Below are 18,560 nucleotides of genomic sequence, written 5' to 3'. Positions count from 1 at the left end.
GCCTGCCCACCCGATGGTTGCCACGCCCGACGAATGCCGCGCTTTTCTCGATGCCAACCCACACATCGTCTATTTCGAGATCCTGTTCACCTCAATGACCGGCGTGCCGCGCGGCAAGCGCCTGCGCCGCCACGAACTGCTACCGATCTACGAATATGGTCGCTTCCTGCCGGGTTCGATCCTGGTGGTCGATACCCTCGGCGCCGACTGCGAAGAAACCGGCCTTGTATGGGAAGACGGTGACGCCGACCGCGTCGCCCGCCCAGTGCCTGGCACCCTGGTCCCGGCGCCGTGGCTGGGCGACGATGTCGGCCAGGTCATGTTGTCACTGTACGAACTGGACGGCACGCCCAATGATCTCGACCCGCGCCACGTCCTGCAAAGGGTGCTGGACCGCTACAAGGCCGACGGCCTGACGCCGGTCGTGGCCTGCGAACTGGAATATTACCTGGTCGATATCGAACGCGGGGAGGGTGGTGAACTGAAGCCTGCCACGTCGTTCACGACCGGCGAAACACCGAAGGGCATCCAGGTCTACGGCTTGCCCGAGATAGAGGCTCACGGCGATTTCTTCCGCCAGTTGTGGGAAACCGCCGATGCGCAAAATATCCCGCTGGAAGGCGCCATCTCGGAATTCGCCCCGGGCCAGGTCGAACTGACGCTGAAGCACAAGCCGGATGCCCTGCGCGCCGCCGACGACGCGGTGATGTACAAGCGCCTGGCCAAGGGCGTCGCCCTGTCGCTGGGTATCGAGGCGACCTTCATGGCCAAGCCGTGGTCGGATCGCGCCGGTTCCGGTTTCCATGTCCATATCTCGGTGGCCGACAAGGACGGCAAGAATCTGTGCGCCGCCGAAGATCCACAGGGCTCACCGTTGCTGCTCAACATGATCGGCGGCATGAAGGATCACCTGGCCGACGTCATGGGCATCCTGGCGCCCGGCGCCAACAGCTACAAGCGATTCAAGGCCAATTCCTACGCCCCGGTCGGCCTGACCTGGGGCGTCAATAACCGCACCGTATCCTTGCGTGTCACCGCCGGCCCGGCCCATACGCGCCATGTCGAGCACCGTGTCGCCGGCGCCGACGGCAATCCGTACCTCGTCCTGGCGGCCATCCTGGCCTGCGCCCACCATGGCATCACCCAAAAGACCGATCCCGGCCCGGCTGTTGTCGGCAACGGCTATGCCGTGGCAGCGGAGACCGGTGCGACCCTGCCGACCAACTGGTTCGCGGCGGTGGATTATCTCGACAAGTCGGCGGTTCTGCGCGACTATCTCGGCGAGCGTTTCGTCGACATGTATGTCAAGGTCAAGCGCACCGAACAGGCGCGCTTCTACGAAGAAATCACGTCGCTCGATTACGACTGGTATCTGCGCAACGCCTGATAACTTTCAGGGGGAGGGAACTATGGTGGGGAAATACTCACGGCGCTCGCTGCTGGCAGCGACTGGCGCGGTGGCAGCGACGTTCAGCTTCGGCGATACGGCACAGGCCCAAAACGGTCACAGGGCTAAACCACTGCAGTTCTACAACTGGGACACCTATATCGGGCCGACCACCCTGGTGGATTTCAAAAAACGTACGGGCACACAGGTCAATATGACCCTGTTCTCCAGCAATGAAGAACTGTTTGAAAAACTGAGTAAGGGCGACGACCGGTACGACGTGATCGTCCCCAGCAACACCTATGCAGGGCGTATGATCAAGGCGGGTCTGCTGAGCGAACTGGACCACGCGCGTCTGCCGAACCTGGCCAACATCGTGCCGTCGTTTCGCGATCCGCCGTATGATCCTGGCTGCCATTACACCGTGCCCTACACCTGGCTGGTGCTCGGTATCGGCTATCGCAAGTCGGCCATGCCTGCCGGTATAATTCCGGACTCGTGGAAGTGGGTGTTTGACTCCGACCCATATCATGGCCGTATCGCCTGGTCTTCCGAAGCCGACGACATGATGGGGCTGGCGGTCAAATATCTCGGCTACCGCGCCGATGACACCTCGCCAGAAGCACTGGCCAAGGCCGAAAAACTGTTGCGCGACCAAAAGCCCCATGTCGTGTTTCACAATGACGACGGCCAGGAAATGTTGGTCGCCGGCGATGTCGATTTGGTCATTGAATATAATGGCGATATCGCGATCAGGATGACCGAGGACGCGGACCTCGATTTCGTCGTGCCGCGCGAAGGCAGCCGGATATTCACCGATACCTGGGCGATCCCAAAGAATGCCCGCCAGCCGGAAGCCGCTCATGCCTTTCTCAACTTCATGATGGCACCCGATACCGATGCTGCCATATGCAAGGAGATACTGTATCCAACGCCCAACGCCGCGGCGCGTGCCTTGATGCAGCCCAGCTATCGCGACAGTCCGGTTATTTTCCCGCCCCAGGATCGTTTGAAACTGTGTGATTTTGCCGTCTGGCCCGGCGTCGACAGGGCGCGTGCCGTGGAGGCCGCTTTTAATCGCGTGCGTGGCACGTGACCTGACGGCACGGCAGTGCAACAAAAATGTCAAATCCACCGGTTTGTGCGGCTTGTGATCACAATAGGGGATTGACAGCCTGCCCGTAGCGTATTCCTCTGCGGGTCCGGGGCGTGGTTCATCAGAGGAGACAGCTTTATGAGTGCAAATCGTTTCAACCCGTCACGGCGCTCATTGCTGGCTGCGACGGGCGCCGCAGCCATCGGCATTTCCCTGACGGGTCTGGCTGGCTGCGACAAGCCAGGCGCCAAGGCAGCGAAGAAGCTGAACTTCTACAACTGGGACACCTATATCGGACCGACGACGCTCGACGACTTCAAGGCGGCCACGGGCACCGAAGTCAATATGAGCCTGTTTGCCAGCAATGACGAACTGTTCGCCAAGCTCAAGGCCGGCAATCCCGGCTTCGACGTCATTGTCCCGTCGAACGATTTCGTCACGCGCATGGGGCAGGCCAATCTGCTGATGCCGCTGGATCACGCCAAGATCCCGAACATCAAGAATATCGACCCGCAATTCCTCAATCCCGACTACGACCCAGGCCGCAAATTTTCCATGCCCTATACCTGGCTGGTTCTCGGTATCGGCTACAACACCAAGACCATGCGTGACGGCAATATCCCGGATTCCTGGAAGTGGATATTCGAGTCGAGCGCCTACAAGAAGAAGATCGCCTGGCTGTCGGAATCGGGGGATCTGGTTCGCCTGTGCGCTAAATATCTCGGCTACAGCGTCAATGCGATCAATGACGACGTCCTGGCCAAGGTCGAGGCAGTGCTGACCAAGCAGGTCAAGGGTGGCAATGTTCTGAAATTCCACAGCGACGATGGCCAGGACCTGTTGGCCGGCGGTGACGTCGATATCGTCATCGAATATAATGGCGACATAGCCCAGGCGAAGGTGAAGACCAATCCGGACGTCGATTTCGTCGTCCCCAAGGAAGGTTCCCAGCTCAATTCCGATACCCTGGCCATCCCGACCGGCGCGCCCAGCCCGGACGAGGCCCATGCCTTTATCAACTATCTGCTCGATGCCGAGGTCGGCAAGAAAATCTCGACCGAAATCATGTACCCGACGCCCAATGCCGCCGCCAAGGCACTGATGCCCGACAGCTACCGGAATAACCCGATCATCTTCCCGCCGGCCGATCTCCTGGCCAAGTGCGAATACGCGGCCTTCTCCGGCGCGGAAATGGCGCAGAAGATGGAAGAACTGGTGACACGCGTGCGGGCCGCCGCCGGCATGCCGGCCGAACCGGAAGAGGCGTAATCACAGAAAAGGGGAGCGGGCGATGGAGCAATCCTGGCGACAGGCCAAAAGCATATTCCTGACCTTGTTGAGTGCGCCGCTGTTTTGGCTGGTGTTTTTCTTCATCGTCCCGCTCAGCATCGTCTGGGTTTACAGTTTCGGCCAGAACCAGGGTCTGGTCGATATCGCCTTTACCGGCACGTGGTCGAACTACGCCCATGCTTTTTCGCCGCTCTATCTCAACATCTTCCTGAAATCCTTCTGGATTGCCGGCATCACCACGCTTTTGTGTCTGATCATCGGCTTTCCCGTGGCCCTGGCCATCACCTTCGCGCCGGAGAAGGCCAAGGCGTGGCTGCTGTTGCTGATCATGCTGCCGTTCTGGACCAACCTGTTGATCCGCACCTACGCCCTGATCGCCGTCCTGCGCACCAAGGGCCTGATCAATATGGGGCTGGAGGCTATCTGGAACGGCGTCAACGGCCTGTCCGGCGGCCACATGGCGGCCTTTCAGCCGCTGGAACTGCTCAACAACAATTTCGCCGTTGTTTTTGGCCTGGTCTTCGTCAACCTGCCCTTCATGATCCTGCCGCTCTATTCGGCGCTGGACCGGTTGGATCGCTCATTGCTTGAAGCCTCACTGGACCTTGGCGCGGGTCACCTGCGCACCCTGTTCAATGTCGTTGTCCCGATGGCCGGCGCCGGTATCGCCTCGGGTATCCTGATCACCTTCATACCGGCCCTTGGCTCCTATCTGACGCCGGACCTGCTGGGCGGGCCGGATTCGCAGATGATCGCCAACGTCATCGAAAGCCAGTTCAAACGCGCCAACAACTGGCCGTTCGGCGCGGCGCTCAGCTTTATGCTGGTCTATCTCACCTTTATCGCCATCGCCATCCAGGGCGTGGTCGAATCGCGCAGCCGCCAGCGGAGGCCCGTATGACCGACATCGCCGCAAAACCGCGCAAGATGCCGCCGGGACCGCTCGAATATCTCAAGCGCTGGCCCATCCAGGCCTGGCTGGCCGCGGTTGTCGTCTTCCTATACGGCCCTCTGATCACCTTGATGATTTTCAGCTTTAACAGCGCGCGCAGCACCACGATATGGAAGGGCTTCTCGTTCGAATATTACAAGAAGGCCCTCCATAACGAGAGCCTGCTCGTCGCGTTCGGCAATTCGCTGACCATCGCCTTTTTCTGCACCGTCATTTCTGTGGTTATTGGCGCCATGGCGGCGATCGTCCTGTGGCGTTTCCGCTTCGCCGGCAAGACTCTGTTCGACGGCGCCCTGGCGGTGCCGATCGTCGTGCCGGAAATCTGCATGGGTGTCGGCATGCTGGTCTTTTTCGCCAAGATATTGCCGTGGCCGGTCGGCCTGCCGTGGCCGCTGAACCTGGGCGCCATCATCATCGCCCACGTCTCGTTTTCCTTTCCTTTCGTGGCCGTCGTCGTGCGTGCCCGCCTGGGTTCGTTCAACCGCGAACTGGAAGAGGCCGCCAAGGACCTGGGCGCCTCGGAATTCCGCGCCCTTATGGACGTCGTTATCCCGCATCTGCAGCCCTCGCTGATTGCCGGCGCGCTGCTGGCCTTTACGCTCAGCCTGGATGATTTCGTCATCACCTTCTTTACCGCCGGCCCCGATACCGTGACCTTCCCGGTCAAGGTCTATTCCATGGTCCGTTTCTCGGTGACGCCGGAGGTCAACGCCGCCTCGACCATCCTCATCGCGGTAACGGTGCTGCTGACCTTCCTCGCTCTCAAATTCCAGGGCTCAAGCGCCCTGACCGCCGGCCACGACGGCGGCGCAACGGAAAAGAACTGACCCATGGCGAATGCAATTATCCAGTTCGAGAACGTCTCCAAGCGCTTCGGCAAGGTGTCGGCGGTCGATAATGTCTCGCTGACCATCAATGAAGGCGAATTCTTCTCGCTGCTCGGGCCTTCGGGCTGCGGCAAGACGACCCTGCTGCGCATGCTGGCCGGTTTCGAAATGCCGACCGAAGGTCGTGTGCTGATCGACGGCAAGGACGTATCGACGACTCCGCCCTATGAGCGACCGGTCAATATGGTGTTTCAGTCCTACGCCGTATTTCCGCATATGACGGTGCTCGACAATGTCGCCTATGGCCTGAAGATGGACGGGGTTCCCGGCGACGAACGCCGGGCCCGGGCCGAAGAGGCCCTGACCCTGGTGCAACTGGGTGGTTACGGCACGCGTAAGCCCGACCAGTTGTCCGGCGGTCAGCGGCAACGTGTGGCGCTAGCGCGGGCTTTGGTCAAGAAGCCGCGCGTGCTGCTCCTGGATGAGCCCCTGTCGGCCCTGGATGCCAAGCTGCGCGACCAGATGCGCTCTGAACTGACCAGCCTGCAACAGAAGGTCGGCATCACCTTCATCATGGTCACACACGACCAGGACGAAGCCCTGGCCATGGCGACGCGCTGCGCCGTCATGAACCGTGGTATCCTGCAGCAGGTTGCCACGCCGTCGGACCTGTACGAATTCCCCAATTCGCGCTTCGTCGCCGACTTTATCGGCAGCGTCAACATGTTCGAAGGCACGCTCGATGTCGACGAACCCGACCACGCCATCGTCAACACCAAGGATATGGGCCCCATCTATCTCGATCATGGCGTCACCGGCGCGACCGGGACGACGGTGTGGGCGGCGGTCCGCCCGGAAAAGATCGAGATCCATAAGCGCACCGACGCCCCACCCAAGGTCGATGATGCGCCGGACGGCTATAATGTCGTCGCCGGCGTCGTGCGCCACCTGGTCTATCTCGGTTCCGAGTCGATCTACGAGGTCGAGATCAATGGCGGAACCATGATCAAGGTCGTGCGTCCCAACCTGACGCGTTGGGACCAGGAGGATTTTGTCCTCGGTGAAAAGGTCTGGCTCAGCTTCCATGCCTGTTCGCCGGCCATCCTGCTGTCCTAGCCGCGAATTGACCGCAAGATGCGGAGTTCGCCATCATGCAGGGCAGGGCACTATGGGGACACAACCCTGTGGAGCCTGTCATGTCCTTTCGTATTCTTGGTCTCGACCCCAAGCCCTTCGTCCCTCTCTACGGCCTTTCCGATGCTGAACTTGAACTCGGTGGCGTCCGGCGTTGCCAGGCGGATGCCTGTCCCGGCTTCCCCGACCGGATCGAATTGCGCGACGCCGAGCGCGGCGAGCACGTCCTGCTGCTCAACTATGTTCATCAACCGGCCGACACGCCTTATCGCGCCAGCCATGCCATCTTCGTCCTGGAGGGGGCCACGCAGGCCTATGACCGCCGCGATGATATCCCGGAGGTCATGCGCCGGCGTACCCTGTCCTTGCGCGCCTTCAGCACCGGCCACGAGATCATCGACGCCGATCTGGCGGAGGGTGAGGCGATCGAAGCCTGTATCGAGCGTCTTCTGGCCAAGCCGGGCACTGCCTATCTGCATGCTCACTACGCAAAATATGGCTGTTACGCCGCGCGTATCGAAAAGGCCTGATATGGAGGCGGCGCCATGCCTATAAGCCCCTGGCGGCCAGCCGATCGCGAGGCCGTTATCGATCTGATCCTCGATATCCAGACGCGGGAGTTCGGCGTGGCGATAACGCGCGCCGATCAGCCTGACCTGGAAGACGTAGACGGCTTTTATGGCGGCGGTGGCGGCGGATTCTGGTGTGCCCGCGACGACGATCGCGTAATCGGCACCATCGCGCTGAAAGACATTGACGAGGGCAATGGCGTCCTGCGCAAGATGTTCGTCGCTGCCGACCGCCGCGGTTCACAGCATGGCGTGGCGCAAGCTCTGCTCGACCACCTGGTGGCCCATGCGCGCGCCCAGGGACTGACGGCCATTCTTTTGGGCACGACGAGCGCTTTTCTCGCCGCGCACCGTTTTTACGAGAAAAATGGCTTTGGCAAAATCAACCCATTGGGGTTACCGTCCAACTTCCCGCGCATGGCGCAGGACGACCGGTTCTATCTCCTGAGGCTCGACACATGACGGCAGATACGCCTGTCATCGGCATTATGGCCTGCAACCGCACCGTCGGTGTTGAGAACGCCCACGCCGTGATGGAGCGCTATGTTCGCGCCGCCGTAACCTTCGGCGACTGCCACGCCCTGTTGGTTCCGCCGCTGGGCGAGGCGTCCGTGGCGCGCGACCTGGTGTCGCGGCTGGACGGCCTGATGCTGACCGGTTCGCCGTCCAACCTGCAGCCGCATCTTTACGGCTCCGATTCTTGCGCGGGACCGTTCGATGCCGGTCGCGATGCCGTGTCCTTGGCCATGATCGAAGCCATGATCACAACTGGCAAGCCCGTCTTCGGCATTTGCCGCGGCTTTCAGGAGATTAACGTCGTGCTGGGTGGCTCCCTGCGCGGCGATGTCGGTCTGCGCAGCCGCGATGGCGGCAATGGTCTGGATCACCATGCGGCGGACGATGTTGCGTTCGATGCTATGTTCGACCACGGCCACGACGTCGAACTGACGCCCGGCGGCGTGCTCAATCGCGCCTATGGCACGGGCCACATGTGGGTCAATTCCGTGCACTATCAAGGCGTTGACCGACTGGGTGAGGGGCTGACGGTCGAAGCCATGGCCTCGGATGGCCTGATCGAGGCGTTCAGCGCCAATATTGGCGGCGCCCAGGTGCTGGGCGTGCAGTGGCATCCGGAATGGCAGGCCGAACGCCATCCGCAAAGCCAGGTCTATTTTGGCCTCATGGGGCGCGCGCTGCGCGGTTTGCCCATGGTCGAGCCCGGGAAAATACACGCGGAATTGTGATCACAATATTTGACTTTTGCGGCGATATCCGGGAGATTGGCGGCCAAAGTTCCGAGGATACGCCATGACTGTGCCCATTCGCCAACCACTCCGCAATTACGATATGAACGAGTTGAAAAAGCTCGATCTGGCGCATCACCTGCCGGCGCAGTCGGATTACAAGTTGCAGCATGAGCTTGGCGGCTCACGCATTATCACGCGCGCCGAAGGCTGCACCATCACCGATGCCGAGGGTAAGTCGCTGCTGGATGGGATGGCGGGGCTGTGGTGCGTCAATGTCGGCTATGGTCGAGAGGAACTGGCCCGCGTCGCCTATGAGCAGATGCTGGAACTGCCCTACTATAACACCTTCTTCAAGACGGCGACGCCGCCGCCCGTGCGCCTGGCGGCCAAGATCGCCGAGAAGATGCAGGCGTCGAACCCGGACCTGACTCACGTCTTTTTCAATTCGTCGGGCAGCGAAGCCAATGACACCATCTTCCGCCTGGTCCGCCATTACTGGGCGCTGAAAGGCGAGCCCCAGCGCAAGATCTTCATCTCGCGCAAGAACGCCTATCACGGTTCGACCGTTGCTGGCGCATCGCTGGGCGGCATGACCTTCATGCACGAACAGGGCGACCTGCCGATTCCCGGCGTTGAACATGTGTTGCAACCCTATTTGTTCGGCGAAGGCTTCGGCGAGGACCCGGAAGTCTTCGCGACACGGTGCGCCAATTCGATCGAGGAACGCATCCTCGCCGTCGGTCCGGAAAACGTCGCCGCCTTTATCGGCGAGCCGGTCCAGGGCGCCGGCGGGGTTATTATCCCGCCCGATAGCTACTGGCCCAAGGTCGAGGCGATCTGCCGCAAATACGGCATATTGCTGATCTGCGACGAAGTGATCTGCGGCTTTGGCCGTCTGGGCCACTGGTTCGGCCACGAACACTGGGGCGTCAAGCCCGACCTGATCGCCATGGCCAAGGGATTGTCGTCAGGCTATCTGCCGATCTCGGCCGTTGGCGTGTCGCGCCACATAGTGGACACCCTGATCGAAAAGGGCGGCGATTTCGTTCACGGCTACACCTATAGCGGCCATCCGACCTGCAGCGCCGTGGCACTGGCCAATATCGAGATCATGGAGAATGAAGGCCTGATCGAACGTACGCGCGACGTGTCGGGACCCTATCTGGCAGCGGCGTTAAAACGTCTGTCCGGGCACGCACTGGTGGGCGAAGCGCGCTCGCTCGGCCTGATTGGCGCTGTGGAAATCGTTGCCGAGCCAGGTACAAACAAGCGTTTTACTGGTCGCGAGGGCATGGCCGGGCCTATCGTTCGCGATCTGTGTATCAAGAACGGCCTGATGGTGCGCGGCATCCGCGACAGCCTGGTCATGTGTCCGCCGCTGATCGTCACCGAGGCCGAGATTGATCGGCTGGTCGACATCGTCGAACGGTCGTTGAACGAGGCTGAGCCGATTCTGCGCGCGTTGTAGACTTGCCTTTTGCCACTTTGCTGGCCATGGTGGCGCCATGAAACTTGAAACCAGATGGGCCTTTCCCGGCCTCGTCGCCGCCACGCTTGTCTGTGCCGTCGCTCTTGACCTGCTGCCGTTTGACTTTCCGCCCCTGACCTTCGTCTTTGTCCTACTGGCCTGGATCATTACGCTTTGCCTGCATGAATTCTCCCATGCCTTCACGGCCTGGCGATTTGGCGACTATACGATTGCAAGGAGCGGCTATCTCACGCTCGATCCGCGAACCTATTTTACGCCCGCCAGCGTGCTCCTTCCGGTCTTGGTTCTGGTCATGGGTGGAATTGCTCTGCCGGGGGGCGCCGTGATGATCCGCACCGATCTTATCCGCAAGCCGTGGCAAAGATCGCTTATCGCCGCAGCCGGCCCTGCGGCGACCCTGGTTTGCGCCATCGTTGCCTATGGCCTGGCGGTGCTACTTTACGACGTCGTTTCGTCCCCGCTGTACGACGCCCTGATGCTGCTGGCCTTTTTCGAGCTGATGGCCTTTATCCTCAACATGCTGCCGGTTCCGGGCCTCGACGGCTTTGCCATTGTCGAGCCGTGGCTGCCCCGCAAATGGCGGATCGTTATTCCGCCGAAATACAAGGCCGTCATCATGCTGGGCCTGATGGCGCTGGTCTACTTCCAGGGGGCGCGGATCATCTTTCCGGCCATGTTCGCGATCACCGACCTGCTGGGGATCGACCTTTCACCGGCGCTCAGTGGCTATGGCAGCTTCCATTTCTGGTAGGGATCAAGTCGGCTTCTGCAGGATGACGCCGTACCAGCCAAGACCGGAATAGGTCTCGTAGCCCGGCGTGCGGTGAAAGGCATGCATGACGCCACTGGTGTCGGTATAGTGTCCGCACACCTTGCCCTCGGTGCGAAGCCGAACGTGCTCGCTGAGGAGACCCTTGTTGTCCGAGGCGGCAATAACCAGACCCTGGCCGTCGATCATGAGCACGCGCGTGCGGTTCTTTTCTTCGTCCGACAGGCGTACGCCCTGGGTTATGGCAGCGGCCTGGGGCGCCCAGTTGAAGTGGATGCCGAGAATGCCGATCAACTCGCCATTCACGTCGCCGTTGCGGCGTACGCCCGTGGCGTAGGTGGCGATCTGGGCATTGCCGAGCAGGGGCTCAGTCGTGATGTCGGCGACGGCAAATTCGCTGCCGCTGCGTAAGGCAGCCGCCCGAGCAAACCACAGCCGGTCGTGAACATTGCGGCCGATAACGTGATGGCGATCCGGGCGACCGTTGGCTATGACATTGCCCTGAAGATCGCATAGCCAGAGGTCGATATAGACCGTGTAGGAATCGAGGATGACCCCGAGGCGTTCACAGGCATAGGTTCGGCTTTGCGGCGTCGCCATGCCGGCGTGGCTCACCAGCGCCGAGTCGGTGGCCCACCAACGCACGTCGCAGGTCCGTTCATAGAGATTACGATCGATCAGTTCGATGGCATTGAGCGCCAGGTCGGTGAGGCGTGAGCCCTGGCTTTGCTGGGCCATGGACTGGGTCAGGCCTTCCAGGGTGACGATCTCATTACCGAGATCCTTGGCCAGGCCCTCGACTTCGCCCGAAATATTGCGCACCTCGTCGGCCACAACGGAAAAGCCGGCGCCCTTGTCGCCGGCGTGCTTTGCTTCGATCAGGGCGTTCAGGGCCAGGATACGCAGTTTCGCCGTGACCTGGCGGATGTCGCGGACCCGCTGGCTGGTGACGGTCTTGGCGCGGGTTGTCTGGGCGATGATATCGGCCAGGGAAATCTGACTGGAACTCTTAGTCGAAAAGTTACTGGATACGCTACCGGCACTGACGGGGGAGGACATGTCTTAGCTTCCTTTTGCGCTGCAACATATCCTCATTCGACGGTGTAACCTTAATCACGGGTTAAATTATTCCCCAGGGTAAGCTTTTTTGCCATCGAAATTGGTCTTATCACCTTACGTGTCGCAGAAATGCTACGACAGGCTCCGCCCGCAACGACAAAACCTTGTTATGCAATGGTTTGCGGCGATTATGCGGTGCGTTGCACTATGACGCCGTACCAGCCCAATCCTGCATAGGTCTCATAGCCGGGCGTACGATGGAAGGCCGTGACGGTACCATCGGCGGCGGTGGAGTGACCGTGGTCGCGGCCTTCGGTGATCAGGTTCAGATGTTCGGTCAAGCCTGCCTTACCCGAGGAATCGGCGATGATGCGGCCTTTGGCGTCAACCAGCAGCACGCGCGTGCGTTTGCGCTCATCTTCCGACAGGCGCGCGCCCTGGGTGATAGCCATGGCTTGGGGCGCCCAATCGAAATGCACGCCCAGTACGCCAAGCAAACGGCCATCTGCGTCGCCGTTTTCGCGTACGCCGGTCGCATAGGTCGCCACCTGGGCGCCATTCAGCAGCGGATTACAGGTAATGTCGGCGACGGCGAAGTCGTTGCCACTGCGCAAGGTTCGCGCCTGCTGAAACCACGCGGTGTTGCTGACGTCACGCCCCGTCACCTCGTAGGTGCGGGGGCGGCCATTGGCGATGACGTGGCCATCGAGGTCGCACAGCCAAAGATCGAGATAGACCGTATAGGCATCGAGAATGACGCCCAGGCGCCGCGAGGCGTGTAGGCAGGCGGCGGGATCACGCGCCGTGGTGGCGTCGACGAAGGCCGAATCCGTCGCCCACCAACGCACGTCGCAGGTCCGCTCATACAGATTGCGGTCGATCAGTTCGATGGCATTGTGCGCCAGGTCGGTCAGGCGCGCGCCGCGGCTCAGACGGGCCATGTCCTGGGTCAGTTGTTCGAGGGCATTGATCTCGCCCAGCAGTTCCACGGCGAGATCTCTGGACAGGACTTCGACGCGGCCGGAAATCGCCTTGACCTCATCGGCGACGACACCGAAGCCCGCACCCATGTCGCCGGCGCGGCGCGCCTCGATCAATGCGTTGAGCGCCAGCATGCGCAGCATCGAATTGACAGAACGGATGTCATTGACCTTGCCCGACATGATAGAACGGGCGCGGGTGGAATGGGCGATGATGTCGCGCAGATTTGCATCCGTTTCGCTCACTGGGTAAGGCCTCGCAAGATGTCGCTGATGCAATCGTTATCTTGATAAGGGGCACAAGGTTAATCCCGCCTTAATCTGTCGTTTGCAATGCAGCATCTTTCTACCGCATTGCCTGCAAGGCCCGTTGGTTACAGTCGGTCCCGCAGGGCGTAGTAGCTCAGTCCCGCCACCAGGGCCGGCCAGCGTAGTGCCCGCCCGCCGAAAAAGGCCGGTGTCGGCAGCCGGCTCAGCAACTCGACATCGCGCGCATCGCCTGTGACGGCGCGGGCCAGCAGGCGACCGAAATAGGGCGCCAGAACGACACCCTGGCCGCTATAGCCGGCGCTGACAAAGACCTTGGGCGATAGCCGGCGCACGAACGGCGCCCGGCTCATGGTAATGGCGAGCGTGCCGCCCCAGCCGTGGGTGATGCGAACGTCCTCGAGCTGGGGATAGACCTTCAGCATGTTACGACGGACGAAAGCCTTTATGTCCTTGGGGAACCACGGCATGTAATTTTCGCCGCCGCCAAACAACAACCGGTTGTCGGGAGTCTTGCGCCAGTAGTTGACGACAAAGCGCGAATCCGACGCGGCATAGTCCTGGGGCAGGATGGTGGTGTCGGGCAGGGGCTCGGTCACCAGGATGAAGTTGTTGATCGGCATGACGTGGCTGTCGACGGCCTCTGACAGGCCCTCCATATAGCCGTTGCCGCACAGCAGGACGGTATTGGCCGTCACCCTGCCGTGTGATGTGGTCAGGACGGGCAGGGCGCCTGTCGTATCGATCTTGCTGACCTGGGTCTGTTCAAACAGCTGCGCGCCAGCGCGCTCGGCGGCCTGCGCCATGCCCAGGGCCAGTTTCAGCGGGTGAAGGTGGCCGCCGCCTTCGTCGAACAGGCCACCGTAATAGGCATTGGTGCCCAGTTCGGAGGCGGTTTCTTCCTGGCTGAGCAGGGACAGCTTGTCATAGCCATAGTTGAGCCGGACGAAATCGGCATAGGCGGCGTCATCTTCGGAAAAGCGCGGCTTGTGCCAGGCGTGAAGCAGGCCATGGCGCAGATCGCAGTCGATGGCGTGGTGCGCGATCAGATCGAGCAGGCTGGCGCGGGCGTCTATCGCCATGTCCCAGAATTGCCGCGCCACATCGGCCCCAAACATGTCGTCTAGGGTCTGCGGATCGAGGCGCTGGCCGACATGGACCTGGCCTCCATTGCGGCCTGAGGCGCCGGAACCGATCTGAGCCCCTTCCAGAACGGCGACGCGCACGCCCCTGTGCGCCAGTTCAAGCGCCGCACCCAGGCCGGTATAGCCACCCCCGACAATGGCGATGTCGACGCGCAGATCACCATCCAATGCTGGATAGTCAGGACGTATTGGACTTGAGTCGGCGTACCAGGACTCCTGCGGGTGACCGGAATTCTTCATGATACGTCAGACGTTCAGTAGCAGGAATTCGCGCTCCCACGGACTGATCGTCTGCATGAAGGTTTCGTACTCAAAGAGTTTGACGCGGCTATAGGCCGTCACAAACGCCGGGCCCAGTATATCGATAATCGGCTGGGCGCGTTCCAGCTTGATGATGGCCTGGACCAGCGAGTAGGGCAGGTCACCCTGAGGCAGGGTCGAGGCGTCCTTGTCGACCGGATCGGCCGGCTTCAGCTTGTCGACCATGCCGAGATAACCCGAGGCCAGGACCGCGGCGATGGCGAGGTACGGATTGGCGTCCGACGACGGAATGCGGTTTTCCAGGCGGCGGTTGGCCGGATCGGCTGGCGGTACGCGCAGGCCGGCGGTGCGGTTGTCGTAGCCCCATTGGGTATTGACCGGAGCACCCGAGCCCTTGGCCAGGCGGCGGTAGGAATTGACATAGGGCGCCAGCAGCGAGGTTATGGCCGGCATGTATTTTTGCTGGCCGGCGATGAAGGCAAAGAAGGCCTCGGTTGGTTCCCCGGTCTTGGGGTCGGAAAACAGGTTCTGGCCGGTCTTGGCGTCGACGATCGACTGGTGGATGTGCATCGCCGAGCCCGGTTCGTTTGCCATCGGCTTGGCCATGAAGGTGGCGTAGATGTCGTGCTCCAGCGCCGTTTCCTTGATTGTCCGCTTGAACATCAGCACCTGGTCGGCCAGTTCCAGCGGGTCGCCGTGACGCAGGTTGATTTCCATCTGGGCGACGCCCGATTCGTGAATCAGGGTGTCGATTTCCAGGCCCTGGCTTTCCGAATATTCGTACATGTCCTCGAACAGCGCATCAAACTCGTTGACCGCCGATATCGAATAGCCCTGGCGGCCGGTTTCCGGCCGGCCTGAACGGCCGATCGGCGGCTTTAGCGGATAGTCGGGATCGACATTCTTTTCGACGAGGTAAAATTCGAGCTCCGGCGCAATGACCGGCTTCCAGCCCTTGGCCGTGTAGTAGCTGAGCACGCGACGCAGCACCTGGCGCGGGCTTTCCTCGACAGGACGTCCGTCGGGATGGAAGGCATCATGGATGACCTGAGCGGTCGGATCGTGGGCCCAGGGCACGGCGGCCAGGGTGGCAAAATCGGGCTTGAGGAAGATATCGGTGTCGGACTGGACCGTGCCGACAATGCCTTCCAGATCGGGATAGTCGCCGGTAATGGTCTGGTAGAAGACGGCCAGGGGCAGATTCATATAGGGCGCGGCGAGGAACTTTTTCGACGGCATGATCTTGCCGCGCGCCACCCCGGCCAGATCCGGGATAAGGCATTCTATCTCCTCGATATTCTGGTTGAGCAGCCAGGCGCGGGCTTCTTCCACGTCGCGGGCGCCGCGCTTCTGGAAGGTCATTTTATGGCGTTTGCCCTTGGATTTCATATAGCTGTCGTGTGACATGAGAATCGTCTTCACAGTTGGATTTGAACGATCATGACACCCAGCCGAGCATTTGGCAGCCCATCATTTGGACGGCCGATGCGACCCATGGTCCGCAACCCGTTTCTAACAGGCTGCCGAAGCGTCGTGAATATTGTGATCACAATATGCCAGAAGGAAGGACAGCAGGCAAGCCCATGTCCCAGTCTGCCGTGACTATAATCGACATTGCAGACCCGTCAGACCCGCGTCTCGACCTCTATCGCAATGTCAAGGATCGCGACCTGACGGGACGTGAGGGCCTGTTCATGGCCGAGGGCAAAGTGGTGTTGGAACGGCTGTTTCGCTCGCCGCTTGCCGTCTGTATCAGCGTACTAACAACGCCTGACCGTTTGAAGACGTTAGATATTTCGGACTTGAACGGCGCGCCGGTCTACCTTGTCGATCCGGCGATGATGGATCAGGTCGCCGGCTTTCCGATTCATCGCGGCTACCTTGCGCTCGGGCGGTACGCGCCGCCGCGGAGTTTGACGCAGATTTTAACGGGCAGGGAGCGCGTCCGTCTTGTCGGCTTGTCGGCCATTGCCAATGTCGACAATATGGGCGGCCTGATGCGCAATGCCGCTGCCTTCGGTGTCGAGGCCGTGATCATTGATGACGCCTGCTGCGATCCGCTATATCGAAAAGCCATCCGTGTCAGCGTTGGCGGCGTGTTTCAGGTCCCGCACTTTCGCGTGAGCGATCTGCCCGGGACATTGAAGGCGCACGGCCTGACGGCCTACGCACTCAGCCCGTCGGGGGCTGTGGCGCTGGATCAGGTCCGGCCGGCGGCGCGCTCGGCTTTTCTGTTCGGGGCGGAAGGACCTGGCCTGTCGCCCAACCTGATGGAGGCCTGCACCAGCGTGCGAATCGATATGCACGGCGGTTTTGACAGCCTCAATGTCGCAACGACCAGCGGGATTGTGCTGTATCATATGTGCCGCTGATGCTTGACAGCCGGCGGCCCGACAGTAGGTTCACCCTTCGGGGGAACCGGGCAGGTATGGGGATGACGGATTTTCGGTCAAAACGGGCAGCAGCGCTGGAGTTGCTGGCGCAGACGGGTATATCGTCGGACAACTACGCGCCGCCGATAACGCGTTTTCTGTGGGCCTTGGGCCTGCCAATGCGACCGCCGCACTTCAACGGCTATCTGGCCAACTTCTTGATCGCAGGTTTCGTGTTCGGCGGAGTCATGGGAGCCCTCGTCTGTGCTGTTTCGGCAGCTTTCATGGCAGTGGGTGTCGCAGAGCCATGGCTTCCCCTGCTGGGGCCGGCAAGTGGTGTATTTTCCGGTATCCTATTCGGTTGGTTCATGGCGTCCTATTATGCCGAAGATGCACGGCAATACCGCTTGCCGCGATGGGAAAGCCTTTAACCGCCTATTGTGATACCTTGGCCAGCATGTCCCGTGCATAGTCGCGATCGGACAGTTTCTTGTTGGTGAAGCGGTTATCGTCCGCATCGACGGCATGGAGAATATGGTCGCGGATTTCATCGGGAATGACGTCAGGCGCCGCTTGAAACCGCGGCATCTCGACCTCGGCCAGGACGAAATAGGTCGCGCCATCGTCGTCGTGCAGGAAATCGACGACCCATTCGTGGTCGCCGATGTTCTTCACATAGCGCGTCTTTTGCACGGCTTCGACGCGCAGAGGCCATAACAGCTCAAAATCGTCGCGTGATATCGAGGTTTCGATCTCGACCAGTTCCCTGGCCTGGGGGACCCATTTCTTATAGGTGAACAGGTATTCGCCGCCAATCTGGCGGATACGCGGGCCGTCATCGAGATAGGCCTGACGGATATCCGCGCGCGCCCAGTCGTCCAGCCGCCCAGCGTCGAAGGTGGGCGGCAGGACGAATTTGCGCTCGTTTTCAACCGGCATGATTCGCTCCTCAAAATGCCTGAATCCGTTACTTGATCGGTCGTGTCGCAGTCATGTTCTGGCGTCAGCCATGACTATCGCGGCTGGTAGGTTGCACAACCCAACCTGTTCGTGTGGCGGAACAATAGCTTTTTAACACAGATCACCCTCCGCTTGCGCGTTGGGTGGCACAGATGAACACAGATGCCGCATAAATGCGGCCGCACAGATGTAGAGCGCCGTGAAACTGAAGCTGTCGTTTATCTGCATCCATAGACGCGCCTGGCGCGTCCTTCATTTCCTGACATCATAACCAGTGCAACTGACCATGATCATCTGTGTTCATCTGAGACATCTGTGTCAAAAGCCCTTACAGCCAGAGACGACAAAACACGTTCGTTCGTAGATATATCGACTTAACAGCTTGAAATGTTCGATTAGATTTCCTGGTTGTAGGCGCCGATTTCGGGATAGGCGGCGAGGCGCGGCTTGACCTCTTTGCGGAACAGGTCGCGCATGTCGTCTTCCGAACGTAAGGATTCCACGACCACGACCAGTTCCGGCTTGTTCGACGAGGCGCGGACCAGGACCCACGAACCGTCGTCGAGATGGACACGGGCGCCGTTGACGGTGATGACCTCGGTGATCTTGCGGCCGAGGATTTCGGTGCCGGCGGCAAACAAACCTTCGTATTCTTTGACGATGCGCTCCAGCACCTCGTACTTGACCTCGTCGCCGCAGTGGGGGCTCATGGTCAGGCTGGTATAGGCTACCGGCAGGGCGTCCTTCAGTTCCGAC

General features: G+C 60.6%; 18 protein-coding genes and 1 pseudogene. 13 read left to right on the top strand and 6 right to left on the bottom strand.

Features of this window, described 5'->3' with window-relative positions:
* Positions 1–13 precede the first annotated feature (13 nt).
* The 11 genes from AC1DXO_RS18790 (at position 14) to AC1DXO_RS18740 (ending at position 10,742) form a co-directional block, all read left to right on the top strand.
* Positions 14–1,387 carry a glutamine synthetase family protein gene (locus AC1DXO_RS18790; protein WP_476979894.1) on the top strand — a complete coding sequence of 458 codons (1,374 nt, stop codon included), beginning with the start codon at positions 14–16 and terminating at the stop codon, positions 1,385–1,387.
* Between the two features lie 22 nt (positions 1,388–1,409).
* Complete coding sequence (locus tag AC1DXO_RS18785; RefSeq protein WP_476979713.1) at positions 1,410–2,483, top strand: ABC transporter substrate-binding protein; 1,074 nt, start codon at positions 1,410–1,412, stop codon at positions 2,481–2,483.
* Between the two features lie 138 nt (positions 2,484–2,621).
* Positions 2,622–3,752, top strand: a complete 1,131-nt coding sequence (locus tag AC1DXO_RS18780) for a polyamine ABC transporter substrate-binding protein (protein WP_476979712.1) — start codon at positions 2,622–2,624, stop codon at positions 3,750–3,752.
* A gap of 22 nt (positions 3,753–3,774) precedes the next feature.
* On the top strand, positions 3,775–4,674 hold the full coding sequence (locus tag AC1DXO_RS18775) for an ABC transporter permease (protein ID WP_476979711.1): 900 nt from the start codon (positions 3,775–3,777) through the stop codon (positions 4,672–4,674).
* Positions 4,671–5,552 carry an ABC transporter permease gene (locus AC1DXO_RS18770; RefSeq protein ID WP_476979710.1) on the top strand — a complete coding sequence of 294 codons (882 nt, stop codon included), beginning with the start codon at positions 4,671–4,673 and terminating at the stop codon, positions 5,550–5,552. Before AC1DXO_RS18775 ends, AC1DXO_RS18770 begins: the two co-directional genes overlap by 4 nt.
* Before the next feature lie 3 nt (positions 5,553–5,555).
* On the top strand, positions 5,556–6,668 hold the full coding sequence (locus AC1DXO_RS18765) for an ABC transporter ATP-binding protein (protein ID WP_476979709.1): 1,113 nt from the start codon (positions 5,556–5,558) through the stop codon (positions 6,666–6,668).
* A gap of 80 nt (positions 6,669–6,748) precedes the next feature.
* Positions 6,749–7,216, top strand: coding sequence for a DUF1203 domain-containing protein (locus AC1DXO_RS18760; RefSeq protein WP_476979708.1), 468 nt, complete (start codon positions 6,749–6,751; stop codon positions 7,214–7,216).
* A gap of 15 nt (positions 7,217–7,231) precedes the next feature.
* Positions 7,232–7,717, top strand: coding sequence for a GNAT family N-acetyltransferase (locus AC1DXO_RS18755; protein ID WP_476979707.1), 486 nt, complete (start codon positions 7,232–7,234; stop codon positions 7,715–7,717).
* On the top strand, positions 7,714–8,499 hold the full coding sequence (locus tag AC1DXO_RS18750; RefSeq protein ID WP_476979706.1) for a gamma-glutamyl-gamma-aminobutyrate hydrolase family protein: 786 nt from the start codon (positions 7,714–7,716) through the stop codon (positions 8,497–8,499). Before AC1DXO_RS18755 ends, AC1DXO_RS18750 begins: the two co-directional genes overlap by 4 nt.
* A gap of 76 nt (positions 8,500–8,575) precedes the next feature.
* Positions 8,576–9,970, top strand: coding sequence for an aspartate aminotransferase family protein (locus tag AC1DXO_RS18745; RefSeq protein WP_476979893.1), 1,395 nt, complete (start codon positions 8,576–8,578; stop codon positions 9,968–9,970).
* A gap of 37 nt (positions 9,971–10,007) precedes the next feature.
* Positions 10,008–10,742 (top strand): site-2 protease family protein, encoded by a 735-nt coding sequence (locus AC1DXO_RS18740; RefSeq protein WP_476979705.1) that lies wholly within the window; start codon positions 10,008–10,010, stop codon positions 10,740–10,742.
* Positions 10,743–10,745: 3 nt separating this feature from the next.
* Here AC1DXO_RS18740 and AC1DXO_RS18735 read toward each other — a convergent pair whose 3' ends face one another.
* The 4 genes from AC1DXO_RS18735 to AC1DXO_RS18720 all read right to left on the bottom strand — a co-directional run bounded on the left by AC1DXO_RS18735 (position 10,746) and on the right by AC1DXO_RS18720 (position 15,861).
* Complete coding sequence (locus AC1DXO_RS18735; RefSeq protein WP_476979704.1) at positions 10,746–11,819, bottom strand: methyl-accepting chemotaxis protein; 1,074 nt, start codon at positions 11,817–11,819, stop codon at positions 10,746–10,748.
* A 188-nt stretch (positions 11,820–12,007) separates the two neighbouring features.
* Positions 12,008–13,045, bottom strand: coding sequence for a methyl-accepting chemotaxis protein (locus AC1DXO_RS18730; RefSeq protein WP_476979703.1), 1,038 nt, complete (start codon positions 13,043–13,045; stop codon positions 12,008–12,010).
* Between the two features lie 128 nt (positions 13,046–13,173).
* Entirely contained in the window at positions 13,174–14,451 is a 1,278-nt protein-coding gene (locus tag AC1DXO_RS18725) for an NAD(P)/FAD-dependent oxidoreductase (protein ID WP_476979702.1), read from the bottom strand.
* 6 nt (positions 14,452–14,457) lie between these two features.
* Positions 14,458–15,861 (bottom strand): glutamine synthetase family protein, encoded by a 1,404-nt coding sequence (locus tag AC1DXO_RS18720; protein ID WP_476979892.1) that lies wholly within the window; start codon positions 15,859–15,861, stop codon positions 14,458–14,460.
* 194 nt (positions 15,862–16,055) lie between these two features.
* Between AC1DXO_RS18720 and AC1DXO_RS18715 the strand changes: the two genes are divergently transcribed.
* Together AC1DXO_RS18715 and AC1DXO_RS18710 are read left to right on the top strand one after the other, a co-directional pair.
* Complete coding sequence (locus AC1DXO_RS18715; protein ID WP_476979701.1) at positions 16,056–16,844, top strand: TrmH family RNA methyltransferase; 789 nt, start codon at positions 16,056–16,058, stop codon at positions 16,842–16,844.
* A 62-nt stretch (positions 16,845–16,906) separates the two neighbouring features.
* On the top strand, positions 16,907–17,275 hold the full coding sequence (locus AC1DXO_RS18710) for a DUF6404 family protein (protein WP_476979700.1): 369 nt from the start codon (positions 16,907–16,909) through the stop codon (positions 17,273–17,275).
* A gap of 4 nt (positions 17,276–17,279) precedes the next feature.
* On the opposite strand, the gene AC1DXO_RS18705 is transcribed toward AC1DXO_RS18710, so the two are convergent.
* A complete protein-coding gene (locus AC1DXO_RS18705; RefSeq protein ID WP_476979699.1) occupies positions 17,280–17,783 on the bottom strand; it encodes a hypothetical protein in 504 nt (167 codons plus the stop codon).
* 416 nt (positions 17,784–18,199) lie between these two features.
* Positions 18,200–18,560 (bottom strand): annotated as a pseudogene (locus AC1DXO_RS18700) (phosphomannomutase/phosphoglucomutase); the annotation flags it as partial.

The sequence above is a fragment of the Asticcacaulis sp. P2_C5 genome, assembly GCF_056404555.1.
Note: the sequence above shows the minus strand (reverse complement) of the source record. Positions and strands in the feature narration are given on the sequence as shown.

Bases quoted from the DNA above. Each gene is read 5' to 3' on its own strand.
- AC1DXO_RS18775 (WP_476979711.1), top strand. From the start codon at position 3,775: ATGGAGCAATCCTGGCGACAGGCCAAAAGCATATTCCTGACCTTGTTG.
- AC1DXO_RS18760 (WP_476979708.1), top strand. From the start codon at position 6,749: ATGTCCTTTCGTATTCTTGGTCTCGACCCCAAGCCCTTCGTCCCTCTC.
- AC1DXO_RS18790 (WP_476979894.1), top strand. From the start codon at position 14: ATGGTTGCCACGCCCGACGAATGCCGCGCTTTTCTCGATGCCAACCCA.
- AC1DXO_RS18785 (WP_476979713.1), top strand. From the start codon at position 1,410: ATGGTGGGGAAATACTCACGGCGCTCGCTGCTGGCAGCGACTGGCGCG.
- AC1DXO_RS18705 (WP_476979699.1), bottom strand. From the start codon at position 17,783: ATGCCGGTTGAAAACGAGCGCAAATTCGTCCTGCCGCCCACCTTCGAC.
- AC1DXO_RS18720 (WP_476979892.1), bottom strand. From the start codon at position 15,861: ATGAAATCCAAGGGCAAACGCCATAAAATGACCTTCCAGAAGCGCGGC.
- AC1DXO_RS18750 (WP_476979706.1), top strand. From the start codon at position 7,714: ATGACGGCAGATACGCCTGTCATCGGCATTATGGCCTGCAACCGCACC.
- AC1DXO_RS18715 (WP_476979701.1), top strand. From the start codon at position 16,056: ATGTCCCAGTCTGCCGTGACTATAATCGACATTGCAGACCCGTCAGAC.
- AC1DXO_RS18740 (WP_476979705.1), top strand. From the start codon at position 10,008: ATGAAACTTGAAACCAGATGGGCCTTTCCCGGCCTCGTCGCCGCCACG.
- AC1DXO_RS18770 (WP_476979710.1), top strand. From the start codon at position 4,671: ATGACCGACATCGCCGCAAAACCGCGCAAGATGCCGCCGGGACCGCTC.
- AC1DXO_RS18765 (WP_476979709.1), top strand. From the start codon at position 5,556: ATGGCGAATGCAATTATCCAGTTCGAGAACGTCTCCAAGCGCTTCGGC.
- AC1DXO_RS18710 (WP_476979700.1), top strand. From the start codon at position 16,907: ATGACGGATTTTCGGTCAAAACGGGCAGCAGCGCTGGAGTTGCTGGCG.
- AC1DXO_RS18725 (WP_476979702.1), bottom strand. From the start codon at position 14,451: ATGAAGAATTCCGGTCACCCGCAGGAGTCCTGGTACGCCGACTCAAGT.
- AC1DXO_RS18755 (WP_476979707.1), top strand. From the start codon at position 7,232: ATGCCTATAAGCCCCTGGCGGCCAGCCGATCGCGAGGCCGTTATCGAT.
- AC1DXO_RS18735 (WP_476979704.1), bottom strand. From the start codon at position 11,819: ATGTCCTCCCCCGTCAGTGCCGGTAGCGTATCCAGTAACTTTTCGACT.
- AC1DXO_RS18780 (WP_476979712.1), top strand. From the start codon at position 2,622: ATGAGTGCAAATCGTTTCAACCCGTCACGGCGCTCATTGCTGGCTGCG.